Raw genomic sequence first — 14,678 nt, forward strand, 5'->3', positions numbered from 1 at the left:
TGTAGTAACGTTAATAAAACAGCGCATCTCCTCTCTCAAGGAAACACGCTGTGTAGGGAATCGTTTTAATTTTACTTAGCCGTCCTGCTTAACCATGTGGCTCATCCCTTTTTTACTCATTCATAATGGAATTAAGGGATGCATATGCCATAGGCAGGAAACCTTCAGAAGGTTCACCAATAGGTGCTTGGATGTGGAAAATGAAACCATTGCCGTCCAGTTCTTTCACAATAAAATACTCTGTTTTCTTATCATTCTGGGACATCATGTACAATCTTGCATCCTTCATCGGCCCGTTACTGAGTTGTTCAGCTGTTAATTGCTTCACTTCTCCGGTCTCGGACAACTCTTCTTTGGCATCCATCTTCAACATATCCAGGTTAAAATCCGCAGGCAGCTTCTCAATCTCTACCTCATAATCCGGATCAATCTTCATTGTTAATTCATGGTCTTCCGCATCAAAAGCCATCGGTTCAAAAACATAAAGTGAATAACCTTTTGCTTGTGCCAGTGTCACTGGGCGTTTCTCGGTCATTCCTTCTACCGTCACTTCCAGCTCTGATGTCTTCGGACGATCGGACGTTACTGTACCGCCTGCATTGGAACCGTTATTGTCATCACTCGATTCAATCTTTGCAATCTCTGTAAGTACCAACTGTTTCGTTGTTGCATCAATCGTTTTCTCTACATATTTGAAACGCACGGAATCTTCGTCATCGATATCATCCAGAGACTTCTGCAAATCTTCGCTCACCTGGAATGACATCGGCTTCTCATTCACTCGAATCTCAACGGTATGCGGATCAGCCCATCCAGTCAGAATACCTTCTGCTTCTATTGCAGCACTTTCATTCGGTTGTTGCTCCGGTGCTGGTGACTGTTCTTCCGTATTATTCACTGGTGGCTGTGCAGCAGGATTACTGTTCCCACAAGCCACAAGCGAGAATCCCATAAGTAAAACCAGGAATGATGCACTGACTTTCATTGTATTTCCTTTTCGCATATGAACACCTCCGTTAGCTTAAACGCAATGATGCTTGTCCATGTTGCTTATCATCCATTGGCTTGGCTGTATACTAGTACTTACACGGGAGAAAGGCAGCTCAATCATGCAAAATGTCTGAATGGTTGCTCAGATCCTCTGCTCAGCTGGCCTGATCCATCTGTACCAGTTTGGCATTGGCTCCGTTAAACGCTTTGGTCTGGAGGTTAAATTGCTTTCGGAATTCAGCAAGCTTCGCATATTCGCTATTCCGTACCCGAATGGCTCGCTTAATCTTAACCAGATTAGGTTCTGCACTTTCTCTCATCAGATCATACAACTGCTCATCTGCACTCAGGCTCAACTGATACGAAGCAACAAAATTTTCCAATGCACGTGCTCTTGCTTCATATTGATCCAGCACCTTTTCCGCCTGTGCCAACGTTTTTTCTTTTTCAAATGATAGTTCTTGCAATGAACTGCGCAGGGCCACCGTCTTCTCGTTGGTCTGTTTCATGGCCTCTTCCGCCTGTTTCAACAACGTTCTTCGTTCATGAATATGACCTGATGCCTGATCCAGCAACGCTTCGAGATCACTGTTTTTGTTCTTGCCTTTGTCCAAAATAGACTTGTATAACTTCATATCTTCCTGCTCATGACTGACCAGCGTCTTCAAACTCTGATCGATCTCCAACCCGCTGAGCACCAATTGGTTCACCTGATTTGCCGCAGGCTCCTGCGGATCTCCACAACCACTTACCAGCAGAATTAGCAATACGCTGACTGCCGCAAGCGCCACCTTTTTACTCGTTAGCACCCAAGTCCTTCCTCTCTTGCATCATCATCTTGTTGTTATATTACAAACGGCTATCTGCGCTAAAATTGGCTACCCAGTGTGCATCCGGATCGTATACTTCGAACTCGTAACCCCGATCCTCGAGTAGCTTCAGAATACGCGGCAAAGCCTGAACGGTCTGCTCGCGCTCGTGCATCAGAATCACTTCCTTATCCCGATGTACACTTTTGCTCACCCGGGCCACAATCTTGTCCGGCTGACCGGGAAGATTCCAATCGAGTGAATCTGTCGTCCAGTCCCACATTTTGAATCCGGCCGCCGCAATGTCACCTCTGAACTTTTCACCGATCTGTGGACTGCTGCCATAAGGTGCACGAATCAGATGAGGTGTAAAACCAATCAGGTCCTGCACCATCTTCTGCTCTTTCTTGAACTCTTTCACAAAGTTTGCCGAGTTGCCGCTCTTATACAGCTTTTTATAGTTATGCGTCATGCTGTGGAGTCCAGGATAACTGCCTTCCTTCAACAGCCGTTTCACTGCTTCGGGATGCTGATTCAACTGACGTCCGATCATAAAAAAGGTAGCCTTTGCCTCATGCTGCTTCAAAATATCCAGCAGTTGTTCCGTATATTCAGTTGGCCCATCATCAAACGTTATGTATGCCAATTTGCGAACCTGGCCCTGGAACCGGGCCGGCTCCTCCTTCGCATCCGGAGTAACTTGTATCATGCCAAGCTTGGCGGGCTGTTCTATTACAGTAATCGGAGGCGGCGCCACAACGCTTTTGATCCAATGCGTCATGCCAAGGAATACATATGTAATACCGGTAACGAACAGTACCAGGAGCATTAGAGCTATGCTTACCCTTCCATACCGGATTTTTCTTCGTTTATGTGTTTTCGTGCGACTTGTGCTAGGCGGAATACTGCCACGTTCTCCCGCTCTCTCTTGTTGAACTCTCACTGTCATGCCACTTCCTTACTTTCATTTTTTCCCGATTATTGGTATATTATCTCGTTTCATGTCTCTATATAGAAGATTAATAGAAAAATGGATCGGGAGAATGACAGAATAGTTACAAGCCCGGTTACAATCTACTTATCTCTTCGTTCTCTTTATCTTTCCTGCGGTTACCTTCTCCTGTATAATGAAGTGATTTACGCTATCAGACTTCAAGAAGGAGCTACACCCATGACAAGCTTGAACCGTGCCGGCAGATCCATTTATCTGTTATTCTTTGTCGGCATTATCGCCATTTCTTTTTCTTCGATCTTTGTACGCTGGTCTACCGCAGATGTTGCGGTCATTGCCATGTACCGTCTTTTTCTAACCAACCTGTTAATGCTGCCTTTTGTCTGGAAATACAGACATGAGATGACGCGTCTACACTTACGGCAGTGGGGCTTGCTGCTTGCATCCGGTGTGATGCTGGCCCTTCATTTTCTGCTCTGGATGGGTTCGCTGCGGCTCACCAGTGTTGCCAGTTCCACAGTTATTCTCGCGCTGGAGCCTATACTGATTCTTGCCGGTTCGGTATGGCTGTTCAAAGCCAAAATTAACCGCATGATGATCATTGGCATGGGCATCGCCCTGTTTGGATCAATCGTCATTGGTGCAGGGGATTTCCAGTTGGCAGGTACTGCTCTGCAAGGTGATATCCTGTCTTTACTTGGCACAATTGCAGTTGCTGTCCATATGTTGCTGGGTCAATTTTTGCGAGCGGGACTTAGTGCATTTTCGTATAACTTCTGGGTATTCTTCGTGGCTGCCTGCACGCTGGCGGTATATAATCTGATCATGGGCCATCCGTTCGGAGGTTACGCTGCGTCAGAGTGGGGAATCTTCCTGCTGCTCGCCATTGTGCCAACGATCTTTGGACATTATCTCTTCAACTGGCTGCTTCAATATATGAATGCCACAACGGTATCCATGGGCGTACTTGGGGAACCCGTATTCTCTTCGTTGCTGGCCTGGATGCTGCTCGGCGAATCCCTCAGTGCATTACAGATGTCTGCCGGGGTGGTCATCATATTCGGGGTATGGATCTTCATTCGATATGGCAAAACCAAACCTCAACCTATTCCTGCTGATGCTCCTATCGCTGGCAAAGGGCCTGTTGAACCTACCACGGTATAACGATTTTTTTCGTAATGCATAGTTATAAACGACTCTACCACTCTCATAAGGCGGTGTATTTTCATGAAAAATATTGTATCCATGCGCTGGCTGCTCGCCAGAATGTATGAACCGGATGTAGTTATTGCAGATTGCAGATTCTTGCTCGGTCAGCCGGAGGCTGGAAGACAAGCCTATGAAGCTGGACATATTCCAGGAGCTGTCTTTCTCGATTTGGAAAAAGATCTGTCTTCTCCTGTGTCTGCACAAGGAGGGCGTCACCCGCTTCCTGATCCGGCTGTACTCGCAAGTCGTCTCTCCAAAGCTGGCATCGGCTCCAATAGTCGTATTGTTGCTTATGACGATCAAGGCGGAATGAATGCATCTCGGCTATGGTGGCTGCTGCGCTATATCGGTCATGAACAGGTGTATATCATGGACGAAGGTTTCTCTGCTTGGCAAAACGCCAAGTTCCCGGTGACCGTGGATGTGCCCGTTCAGATCCCGGCTTCCTTTGAGGTGAACGTACAGCCAGCCATGCTGGCAAGTGTAGAGGATGTTCAGCAGGCTTCGGCAAGTGGCAGTGCCATGCTAATTGACTCCCGTGATGCTCGCCGCTATGCAGGTCTGGAGGAACCGATCGATGCCAAGGCCGGACATATTCCGGGTGCGGTGAATTATTTTTGGAAAGATGTGTTGGATTGGGATGGACGTTGGACAGATACTGGGGTGTTAGAAGAGCGTTTCAGTAAGCTGGACAAGGATGGTGCGATTATCGTGTATTGCGGTTCTGGCGTCTCGGCCTGCCCTAACGTGATTGCACTGGAAGAAGCGGGATATACGAATGTGAAGTTGTATTCCGGGAGCTGGAGCGACTGGATTAGTTATGAGGGGAATCCGGTGGCAACGGTGGAAGAGTAGGTAAAGAGCACAAGTCTACAGTAACTCAAAAACAAATACACCGCCATGCAGGCTGATGCCTGGGGCGGTGTATTTTCAGTGCCTGAGCGTCATCCGGGAATACAGGAGAGATAGAGGCATCGTTGCACGCGAAAACTGATCCAACAAGATCTTTTCCCGCTCAATGAAACAAGATCTGCAAAAGAAAATGAGGGGAAGCATTCATGAGTCCATGAGCCAAGATAATCACCCATATTTTACGATAGCGTGCCCATAAATAACCAAGAAACAGACCCGTAACCCCATGATTTGCAATCACTGTTGCCACATCAATATCCCACTGGCCATTCCCTTGAATGGCGACATGCCAAATGGACCATAGTATTGAAACTAGTAGTATGGCGGGCCATCTTCCAAGCAACGTCTCCAATCGAGTTTGCAGCCATACCCGATAAAAAACTTCCTCCAATACGCTATTGATCATAAAACCAATCAACACCAAGAGAAGGAATTCTGTCATATCGGTTGCTACCATTGTTCCTTCTGGTTGTGCAATTGGGGAATAGAACTTTAGATAACCCCAGACCACAATAACGATCATTGGTGCAATGACGTGTCCGCGAGAGCGAGGCTTTGCCGAGATAAATCCTTGTTGCTTGCCCGTCATTTTGCGACATATCAGCAAGAAAATCAACGGAATGAACAATAGTGTCGTCAATTTGAACGCCAAATAATATAGCTGGAAATGTAATCCTTGCTGGTCTATCGATATCAGAGAAACCGTAAATAAAACGCCTGACAGCAATAATACAATCGATTGAACGACCAAGAATGAAGAATATTATCGCTGAAGCTACTTGGAAAATCATTAGTGAGAAAGGCATTCATCATGCAACGTCAAGAACGATTGCAAAGGAGGCCGGATTATCACAAGGCGCTTTAAGACATTACTTTTCAAAACAAGAGAGCCTATTAGCGTTTGCCATGGAGTTAGTTAAGGAAAAGGTACTTACTCGACTAAGAAATCTGAATGCAAGAGAACTGGCGCCTCAAGAAAGAATTGTTGAATACTTACTCGAACTAGTCCCGACTAATGAACAAACATTATTGGAAATGGAGGTTTGGTTTGCATTTGTAAGCTATGGAAAAACGCAAAAAGGGTTCGACGCCAATTATGAGGACCTCCAAAACGCAATCAACAACTGCATCATGTACTTGAAAAATGAAGGTCTTCTGCGCAAAACCGATGAAGAGAAGGAACAAGAAAAGCTATATGCCTTTATCAATGGGATGGCTCTCAATTTGTATCTAGAGCCGGATAAGATAAATAGAACACGAAGCAAAGAAATGATACAAGACTATATCAATTGGATTATACGTTAAAGGAAAACTTGATGCATAGATCAGGGAGCTAAGTCAGCTGACCCGCGCCAAGCAAAATACACAAGAAAGTCCGGTGGCTACTGGGGAAAAATAAAGACTAAGAGCCCACGTTTTGCGTGGGCTTCTCTGCGCTTTCATTATAATCATGTAGCATTTAGCTGCTTACATTTCCGACTTCTGTCACGTTCAGGTTTAGCTTATGTTTTCGGCATACTTCGTAAAAATCTTTTGAAACAATGGGTTTGAAGATATTGATATAATCCAGCATAAAAAATTCATGCTTGCCAATTCGCTCTTCATGAAGGCAGATTTGAGATACAACTTTGACGATCTTACGTGGAGGCTGTTGTACAGATGCAGCAATGACCGCTTTGCGCCCATATTCCGAACGTTCATAATCGAAAACATCCAAACAATCAAGCTGATGTGCAGTCCAATAGGTTTTTTCAACCGAACGACCATTGTGGTAACACACCGTTGTCGGAATAAACTGTGTGTTTGTTTTAGTTTCCTCCAACAGTTTTTTAAAACGATCTGATACGTGTCTCGTTCCTGTGATCGTCTCAAAATAATCTACATTCAGATTCCGCACCGTAGGCAGTAACTCAACCTCTGCCGTTGTCCCCTCTGGCAACGGATTCTCTATCGCCAAATAATTCATATCTAATTCGGGAGTGAAGGCTGTTCCGCCACTAATAAACCCTCTACGTGGATATTGAGATTCCAGAAAATAATAGTTCAAAAGAATGATGTCTCCTTCCGAGTGAAGTGCTTTTCGATCAATTATACGGGTCAAATAGCGATAAATAAAACACCAAGACAACAAGTTAGATTCAGCTTATCTTGGTGTACGCCCCTCTAATTACTCCGCGGTTTTAAGTAAGTTATCCACAATAAAATCGAGCTATTTGTATAACGAATAAATATCATTATAGAAAAATAAACCACAACTCATATCAATGAGACGTCCTTCTTTGACTGTGGGGATATTATTCCAAATTGAATTGTCTGACAGTTCAACCATTTCTTCAAGTCCGGATCATATATGGATAGATCATGCTATGCAACCATGCCTTATTGATATTGATGGCGCAGGATTCTTCGATCTCGAACATGAGCATAGCTTTCTGGAGTTTCGATTTGGAGATTTTTATCACTACTTAAAAAATAACGATCTCGACCCGGAGCGGATGACATTTTATCGATTTTGCCATCATTTGTCCTTGATATCAGGAGGACTGAAACTGCTTCACAGACAATTCCCCGATCAGCAATTCGCTAGGGGTCTCGCGGAGTATCATGCCAGATGTGCAGTTCAGATGCTTTCATGAATATGGATACAACCCCGGAAGGAGATTTGAGCATGGAATTTATTCACGAAGATGAAAAACTTGCAGTGATCGTTATTCAAGCCATTCACACTGGAGATATTCCAACGTTAGAGCAACTGCTGGCAGAGAATCCGGGATTGGCAAAGATAAGAATATTGGAAAGAAAGCCTGACAACGTAGATGCAGATTCTAGTATCTATCGAACACTGCTGCACGTGGTGACGGATTGGCCGGGGCACTTCCCTAATGGAGCGGATACCGTGCGAGTATTGACCAAGTTCGGTGCGGAAGTGAACGCTCCTTTTGTCGATCCACATATTGAAACACCTTTGCATTGGGCTGCAAGCTCTAATGATGTCCAAGTGCTCGATGCCCTTCTTGATGCTGGCGCAGACATTGAAGCGACTGGCGCGGTGATCGCCGGTGGCACGCCGCTGGACGATGCTATTGCTTTTGCACAATGGGATGCAGCACAGCGCTTGGTTGAACGCGGCGCGATCTTTGCTCTTTGGCATGCGGCTGCCCTTGGAGATATTCACGCCATACTAGAACATTTTAAAGGAGTCAAACTCCCGGAACGTTATCCTTGGGGAACAAACACCTCCCCTTCTCCTCCCGATGCAGTAACCGTTGCCTTCTGGTGTGCTTGCCATGGAGATCAAAGAGAAACAGCCGAATACCTGCTTGACCAAGATGCCGAACTGAACTGGATAGCCACCTGGGATGGAACGACTCCACTGGACACAGCAAAACGCAATTTTTCAGCTGAACTGATCCCGTGGCTTGAGAGTCAAGGTGCCAAATCCGCTAGCGAGATTCACAAGTAGATGAAAGGCTAGCATGAAATTGCCAATCGCCAGCAACTGCGAATATAGTATGAGGAGAGTCCGGTGGCTACTGGGGAAGTGTAGAAGACTCCAACAATTATACACAACGAAAAGGACATCGCCACTTGAGCGATGTCCTTTTTGTTCTGGAGTGATTCTAAAACCGTGAGAGGCGACAAGGGTCTAATTCATTTCTTGATTTGCCATCAATAATTTCACTTGCAGCCAGATGCGCAATCAGCGGCGCCAGCGTAATTGCAGAATGCATTACCGTCAGATAAAGTCCATTCATGTGATCATGGAAGCCCACAATCGGATAACCGTCTTCAGGCATGGGTCTCCATCCAACTTTTATGCTCTCCAGTTCCAGTTGATTACCGTGCTTGAGACTGCGACGCAATGTGTCGTAAGCTCGCTTACCGACCGCCTGTGGTCCGTTTTCATCCGACTCGTCGATATAATCTTCCGCAGCCAGCAGCGTATAATCTGTCAGTTGACGCGCTTCAAATTGCGCATTGGAGATTAATGTGTGTATCAGTTTATTAGCAGTTTTCATCCGAATCAGAATCGAAGGTGACGAAGTTACCGGCACGTGACAACCTAACGGGTTACAAAGTTCGGGTGTACCTGTTCCTGCGGCCAGTACCACAACATCCGACTCCACAAAACCCTTGGACGTATGAACACCAACCAGACGGGAACCCTCTTGCTCCAGCTGTGTAACGTTGGTATCGAACTGAATCTTTGCTCCGTACTCTTGCGCTTTGCTCAACAACAGCTCCGTTACCGCTATAGGGTCCACCGCACCTTCTTCGCTGACAAACATGGCTTCATCTGGATATTCCTTCAGATTGGGCTCCAATGCCTCAAGCTGCTCCCGGTTTAATTTTTGAAAGTGTTGCTCCCTTAGAGGCGGAGTGTCCCAAGTTAGCGCACCATGCCAATGAATGTTCAGTTCGGACAACTCTTGCTGAAGTGTGTGATATTCTTCCACAGCCGCATCGTACAAATGCCAGTATTCAGGAGCCACTCTATGCGTCGTATGTATCCAGGCAAATGATTTTTCCGTGACTTCACGCGCCGCGGCTGAGTGCCGTTCAATAACAGTTACATCTTGATTTCGTTTGGCTAGATGATAGGCCATACACGCCCCAACAATCCCTGCACCAATAATCACAATTTTTTGTTTATTCAAAACTAACTCTCCCTTGTCACCCTATCACCCCAAGGAATCGATTTTCCGAGGTTCGGATGGGTGTGCTCCTTTTTCGTCTTCTTCGCTGTACAGCTTCTCCATATGCTGCATATGGCCGGCTCCCCAGTCGCTCATTGTTTGGAGCACAGGTTTCATGAGCTGTCCGTACTCCGTAATCGAGTATTCGACCTTAGGCGGAATTTGAGGATACACTTCCCGATGCACAATATCGTGATACTCCAGTTCTTTTAACTGCTGGGTCAGCATCTTTTTCGAAATATCTGGAATGGCTTTTTGTAATTCGCTGAACCGCATTGTACCGTTGCTCAGCAGGCGTAGAAGTATCAGAGATTTCCATTTACCCGTAAGGATATCCAAGGCCGTTCCGAATTTGCAATATACCGTCATTCTTATTCCTCACTTTCTGACCATACCCAGGTATACTTTTGGTTACCTGGTTAGGTTTAAGTGCCTACTTCCAGCTTGGTCCTTCTCACTTTAGTATAGAGGCAGATATTAAAATCGAGCAAGTGAGGGGATCAGAAAAGATGAATGTAACGTTATGGATCGTACAACTTATATTGGCGCTAGGTTTCGTATATTCAGGATGGATGAAAACCATTCGTGTCGAGTCGTCAAAAAAGACCTGGGCCTGGGTTAATGATGTGCCAAAAAGTCTAGTTGTTCTGATCGGTATCGCGGAGCTACTCGGAGCGCTGGGCCTTGTTTTTCCTTGGGCGCTGAACATCACTCCGGTGCTTACGCCGATCGCCGCAATAGCTTTGGCTGTTGTCACACTGCTTGGAATGCTGTTTCATATTCGGCGTAAAGAGTACCGGGAGCTCGGCGTAAATATCTTTTTTATAGTTCTGGCATTGATCGTAGCCTTTGGAAGACTATAAAGGAAACGGGGAACGTTTGGGAAAGTGACAAAAAACCACTAATATTATTATATAATAACCTCACCACATAAAAGGCTGGCTTCAACAGCTCATGGAAGGAAGACAACTCTCTATTGAAAGCAACCTTGAATGTACAAGAACACATACTCATCTGGAATTGTGCATCGCTCAAAATCATGGATGTACGACATATTGTCATACAGGCCGACGAGTGCGTACGTCCTTACCTGTTTCCTGCCAGCGCCTTTTTGTACGTAACGAATGGCAATGCGACCGTGATCTTAGACGGAAATGAGCATGCTACCGAACCATTTTATATGCTTCATGGGGGCAAAAACACCCGTCTGGACATCATCCCAACGGACGAATCCTTTCATTATTACCTTATTTTCTACAAAGCCTCCTTACCGCTAACTGGCAAGCAGCATACACTTCAACAACCGGATCAACCATTGCCATTCCACCTCCAGTACGGTTTTATTCCATATCATCCTGCCATCCTCTACGAAATCACTGAGCGAATGCTGGGCGAGTGGAATAAACCCGGACGCTTGGAGCGACTCCATACCAAAACACTATTCTATCAATTTGTATATGAATTGCTCAGACAAATGGATCAACAGCAGGTAAGCATTGTTAGGCCTAACCTTGCTTCTCAGCTTATTCGCTATATGCAGGAGCACTACGCCCAGCCTCTGACGCGGGAAACCCTCGCTCATACATTCCATTACAGCGTCCCTTATCTTTCCAAGTACTTTCGACGCGAAACTGGCGCAAGTCTAATCGATTACTTAATCGGTATTAGGATGAACAAAGCAGTAACGCTGCTGCAAAAGACCGAGTTATCTCTGCAAGAAGTCGCTGCAAGCGTCGGATATGCTGATGTATCCTATTTTATAAGAATGTTCAAAAAACATACTGGAGTCACACCAAAGCAATTCAAGGATGAGTCCGGACAAGTGACGAGAGGTTCTTATCGTCCTATCCTTAGGCTTCGATCATCCATTGCTCCGCGTAAACTCCGTCGTTATATTGATATCAGAGATGATAATCATTATCAACATAGCGAAAAAGGAGATTTACGGATGTATAGAAGCAAACTACCTGTAGGAATTACCCTACTGTTGTGCCTAACTCTATTGGTTAGCGCATGTTCCAGGCCAGCAAACACGAATGGAAGCACTGGCAGTACGCAAAGTCCAACTGTAGGTGCAGAGAGTAATATCAGTAACACCACAAACGGAAGCTCGGAGATGGTAACCTATTCTGCGGTTAACGGTGAAGTACAAATCCCCAAAAAACCTCAAAGGGTCGTAATGGTTGCAGGAGCCTTTACTGGTCATTTGCTAGCTCTTGGCCTTAAGCCTGTTGGAACTGGTGACGAGTCCTTTAACAGTTATACAGAAGGAAAGCTCGATGACGTTGTCAACATCGGTAACGATGTACCCTACGAGAAAATCATGGAGTTGCAGCCGGATTTAATTGTCGTTTGGAATGACCCTGAAACGATCGAAAAGCTGTCCAAAATTGCACCGACCGTCGCTGTTGAATATGGAGTACCTCTGCGGCAGCAATTGATAGATTTTGGCAAGATGACTGGTAGAGAAGAGCAAGCGAAGGCCTGGATCGCAGAGTGGGACGCTAAAATCGCTGAATATAAACCACTCGTGGAGCAAGCAGTAGGTAATCGCACGGTTTCGATTTTTGATACGGGAAGTGCCAAAGAATTTTATGCCTACGGGAGCTTTGGTAGAGGTGGAGATATTATTTATGGCGAGTTTGGCCTGAAGGCACCGCCGATCATTCAGAAGGAAGCCATCGACAGCGGCAAAGGTTGGGCCAAGTTATCACTTGAATTGTTACCACAATATGCAGGAGATTATATCTTTATTAGTGGATGGACAGGGGATGAGAGTGGGGATTCCGTTTTTGAAGGTCCTATCTGGGATAACCTCACTGCTGTCCAGAATAATCACGTTTATCGCGAGGAAAGCCGTGGCTTCGTGTTTAGTGACCCAATTTCGTTGGAAGCACAGCTTAAATTTGTCGTAGACAGCCTAACTAAAACAGAGTGAAATTGAGTAGACCACGGTATGTACGAGGCGAGGAGCAATCCTCGCCCTTTTATGTTTTTGTATAGTTCTTACCTTTCATTTGAAGAGAGTTTGAAAACAAAAGCACACACATAAACAGGGACCTCTCACCATGTTGGCAAGGGTCCCTGTCTTTAAACTTGTTATATAGCCCATTTTCCGTTAAGTGATGGTAAGGCCGCCGCTTGCATATCCGGCTATGGATGTAGCCACATCAATTCCGGCTGTTACTGATGCTGAGAACACCATAAGCAGGCGGTCACCAGCAGATACCGGAATACTCAGTCCTGTAGTCACTCCGCTGGATATTGTGCCCAGTGCCAAAACGCCGGTCAGTGGAGGAGCTAAGGTTACCAATGCACCCGGTACAGCCGTAAAGGAGTTATTAGGTGTAGTGGAACGGAATAATTGTGCAGTTATGGTTACTGTAGATCCAACCAGACTAAGTCCTGCTGTCGTGCTGAAATAAGCGGCCAGTGAAGTAATCGTTCCTGCACGCGATGCCGAGAAAGCAAAGTTAAGCAATGTGCCTGCAGCCCCTGTGAGATCAATAATTCCTCCGTTAACACTTACTCCGGTAGCACTGTTGCCAAAACCAACTAAACTGGAAGTATTCAAAAGTCCACCCAAAACTGTAGTCAACGCAACCGGAAGTCCTGATGCATAAGGAATAATTGTTCCGGAACCTGTCGCACCCGTAGCCCCGGTTGTACCTGCTGTTCCTGTTGCTCCGGTTACTCCCGTTGCACCTGTTGTGCCTGTTGTGCCTGTCGCTCCGGTTACTCCAGTTGTACCTGCCGTGCCTGTTGCTCCCGTTACTCCGGTTGTACCTGCCGTGCCTGTCGCTCCCGTTACTCCGGTTGTTCCTGATGCGCCTGTCGCTCCGGTTACTCCCGTTGTCCCTGCTGTGCCTGTTGCTCCGGTTACTCCCGTTGTACCTGCTGTGCCTGTTGCTCCCGTTACTCCCGTTGTACCTGCTGCTCCCGTTACTCCCGTTGTCCCTGCTGTACCTGTTGCTCCCGTTACTCCGGTTGTACCTGCTGTACCTGTTGCTCCCGTTACTCCGGTTGTACCTGCCGTGCCTGTTGCTCCCGTTACTCCCGTTGTACCTGCTGTGCCTGTTGCTCCCGTTACACCCGTTGTACCTGATGCGCCTGTCGCTCCGGTTACTCCGGTTGTACCTGCCGTGCCTGTTGCTCCCGTTGCTCCCGTTGCACCTGTGACTCCCGTGATGCTTGGGATTTCACCCAGCAATTCGGAAGAAACCAAACGATGGGCTGTTACCAAAGTGCCCGTGCTGCTCTTACCCCATACGGATACTTGAACAGGATCATTAACCACCGCTGGTGTTGAAAAAGTAAACTCGAAGGCATCAAAATTAGCATAATAGTTGTTGGTTATTACTTGATTGGGTACGATGTCAAAAGACTCACTGACATACAGTATTCTTATTCCACTTTCCATGTAATACCCTTGTATTTGTACGGTTGAGTTACTCACATCACTGCGGTTATCAATTCTGACAGTAACTGTCTGAGTCGGTCTTACACCGCTAACAGCATTATTTTCAATCGGCCCTGTTGATAAAAAGCTCATCGCTACATCTCCTTTTTGAGTAGATTTATCTTCTAGCTGTTCTTGACCGATTTTTCGTGCTCTACAACACGATGTGCATCAACCAATTGTCCAGAGGCTTGTTTGCCCCACACTGAAATCCCTACTTCCTCTACACCTTCCACATCTGTTCCAAAAACAAACTCAAAAGCATCTAAATCTGCAAAATAATTTCTGGTCACTGCTTCATTAGGGGCAATATTGATTACTTCACTCACATACAGCGTTCTTGTTGTGCTTAACACATAACCCTGAATGGACACTGTTACAGAATCCACCTCAGCCCGACTTACCAATCTAATCGTTACCTGTTGGGTCGGTCTAACCCCGGAAACCGGATTGTTTTCAATCGGCCCAGTTGACAAAATAGCCATTTTCCCATCCCACCTTTTATGAACCTCTGACTCTAGCAGTATTTGGCATAAGCTCACTAGATAGTAATATTCAAACACTCAACCAACGGTGTGGACAAAACACAGGGGGCAATCACCATTATCACTTAAGAACCTTTTACGCTCAGGGCTTTAGCTATACAAAAA

General features: G+C 46.0%; 15 protein-coding genes and 1 pseudogene. 7 read left to right on the forward strand and 9 right to left on the reverse strand.

Going from position 1 to position 14,678, the window contains the following annotated elements:
* Window positions 1-112 precede the first annotated feature (112 nt).
* The 3 genes from MKZ13_RS22525 to MKZ13_RS22535 form a co-directional block, all read right to left on the reverse strand.
* On the reverse strand, window positions 113-1,003 hold the full coding sequence (locus MKZ13_RS22525; protein ID WP_237174295.1) for a hypothetical protein: 891 nt from the start codon (window positions 1,001-1,003) through the stop codon (window positions 113-115).
* Window positions 1,004-1,145: 142 nt separating this feature from the next.
* The gene (locus tag MKZ13_RS22530; RefSeq protein WP_339178329.1) at window positions 1,146-1,799 is read right to left on the reverse strand and encodes a YkyA family protein; all 654 of its coding nucleotides are present in this window, start codon (window positions 1,797-1,799) and stop codon (window positions 1,146-1,148) included.
* A 40-nt stretch (window positions 1,800-1,839) separates the two neighbouring features.
* Window positions 1,840-2,742 carry a polysaccharide deacetylase family protein gene (locus MKZ13_RS22535; protein ID WP_339178330.1) on the reverse strand — a complete coding sequence of 301 codons (903 nt, stop codon included), beginning with the start codon at window positions 2,740-2,742 and terminating at the stop codon, window positions 1,840-1,842.
* 228 nt (window positions 2,743-2,970) lie between these two features.
* On the opposite strand from MKZ13_RS22535, the gene MKZ13_RS22540 reads away from it, so the two are divergent.
* Window positions 2,971-3,915, forward strand: a complete 945-nt coding sequence (locus MKZ13_RS22540) for a DMT family transporter (protein WP_237174292.1) — start codon at window positions 2,971-2,973, stop codon at window positions 3,913-3,915.
* 63 nt (window positions 3,916-3,978) lie between these two features.
* Complete coding sequence (locus MKZ13_RS22545; RefSeq protein ID WP_339178333.1) at window positions 3,979-4,815, forward strand: sulfurtransferase; 837 nt, start codon at window positions 3,979-3,981, stop codon at window positions 4,813-4,815.
* A 160-nt stretch (window positions 4,816-4,975) separates the two neighbouring features.
* Here the strand turns inward: MKZ13_RS22545 and MKZ13_RS22550 are convergent, their stop codons facing one another.
* The gene (locus tag MKZ13_RS22550) at window positions 4,976-5,512 is read right to left on the reverse strand and encodes a CPBP family intramembrane glutamic endopeptidase (protein ID WP_339178335.1); all 537 of its coding nucleotides are present in this window, start codon (window positions 5,510-5,512) and stop codon (window positions 4,976-4,978) included.
* Between the two features lie 113 nt (window positions 5,513-5,625).
* Between MKZ13_RS22550 and MKZ13_RS22555 the strand changes: the two genes are divergently transcribed.
* Entirely contained in the window at window positions 5,626-6,177 is a 552-nt protein-coding gene (locus tag MKZ13_RS22555; RefSeq protein ID WP_339178337.1) for a TetR/AcrR family transcriptional regulator, read from the forward strand.
* Window positions 6,178-6,331: 154 nt separating this feature from the next.
* Here MKZ13_RS22555 and MKZ13_RS22560 read toward each other — a convergent pair whose 3' ends face one another.
* Window positions 6,332-6,919, reverse strand: coding sequence for a DUF1629 domain-containing protein (locus tag MKZ13_RS22560; protein WP_339178341.1), 588 nt, complete (start codon window positions 6,917-6,919; stop codon window positions 6,332-6,334).
* A gap of 292 nt (window positions 6,920-7,211) precedes the next feature.
* Here MKZ13_RS22560 and MKZ13_RS22565 point away from each other — a divergent pair.
* Window positions 7,212-7,508, forward strand: a pseudogene (locus MKZ13_RS22565) (aminoglycoside phosphotransferase family protein); the annotation flags it as partial.
* A gap of 32 nt (window positions 7,509-7,540) precedes the next feature.
* A complete protein-coding gene (locus MKZ13_RS22570; RefSeq protein ID WP_339178345.1) occupies window positions 7,541-8,335 on the forward strand; it encodes an ankyrin repeat domain-containing protein in 795 nt (264 codons plus the stop codon).
* 157 nt (window positions 8,336-8,492) lie between these two features.
* On the opposite strand, the gene MKZ13_RS22575 is transcribed toward MKZ13_RS22570, so the two are convergent.
* Together MKZ13_RS22575 and MKZ13_RS22580 are read right to left on the reverse strand one after the other, a co-directional pair.
* The gene (locus tag MKZ13_RS22575) at window positions 8,493-9,530 is read right to left on the reverse strand and encodes an FAD-dependent oxidoreductase (RefSeq protein ID WP_339178348.1); all 1,038 of its coding nucleotides are present in this window, start codon (window positions 9,528-9,530) and stop codon (window positions 8,493-8,495) included.
* Window positions 9,531-9,554: 24 nt separating this feature from the next.
* The gene (locus tag MKZ13_RS22580; RefSeq protein WP_339178351.1) at window positions 9,555-9,938 is read right to left on the reverse strand and encodes a helix-turn-helix domain-containing protein; all 384 of its coding nucleotides are present in this window, start codon (window positions 9,936-9,938) and stop codon (window positions 9,555-9,557) included.
* Between the two features lie 140 nt (window positions 9,939-10,078).
* On the opposite strand from MKZ13_RS22580, the gene MKZ13_RS22585 reads away from it, so the two are divergent.
* Together MKZ13_RS22585 and MKZ13_RS22590 are read left to right on the forward strand one after the other, a co-directional pair.
* Window positions 10,079-10,432, forward strand: coding sequence for a DoxX family protein (locus MKZ13_RS22585; RefSeq protein WP_339178353.1), 354 nt, complete (start codon window positions 10,079-10,081; stop codon window positions 10,430-10,432).
* 125 nt (window positions 10,433-10,557) lie between these two features.
* Entirely contained in the window at window positions 10,558-12,507 is a 1,950-nt protein-coding gene (locus MKZ13_RS22590) for an AraC family transcriptional regulator (protein ID WP_339178355.1), read from the forward strand.
* A 180-nt stretch (window positions 12,508-12,687) separates the two neighbouring features.
* Here the strand turns inward: MKZ13_RS22590 and MKZ13_RS22595 are convergent, their stop codons facing one another.
* Both MKZ13_RS22595 and MKZ13_RS22600 read right to left on the reverse strand, forming a co-directional pair.
* Window positions 12,688-14,121: an exosporium glycoprotein BclB-related protein gene (locus tag MKZ13_RS22595; RefSeq protein WP_221824407.1), complete on the reverse strand. Its 1,434-nt coding sequence runs from the start codon at window positions 14,119-14,121 to the stop codon at window positions 12,688-12,690.
* 32 nt (window positions 14,122-14,153) lie between these two features.
* Complete coding sequence (locus tag MKZ13_RS22600; protein ID WP_221824409.1) at window positions 14,154-14,513, reverse strand: hypothetical protein; 360 nt, start codon at window positions 14,511-14,513, stop codon at window positions 14,154-14,156.
* Window positions 14,514-14,678 lie beyond the last annotated feature (165 nt).

Origin of the sequence: Paenibacillus sp. FSL R5-0701, from assembly GCF_037973995.1 — a bacterium.
Taxonomy (GTDB): domain Bacteria; phylum Bacillota; class Bacilli; order Paenibacillales; family Paenibacillaceae; genus Paenibacillus.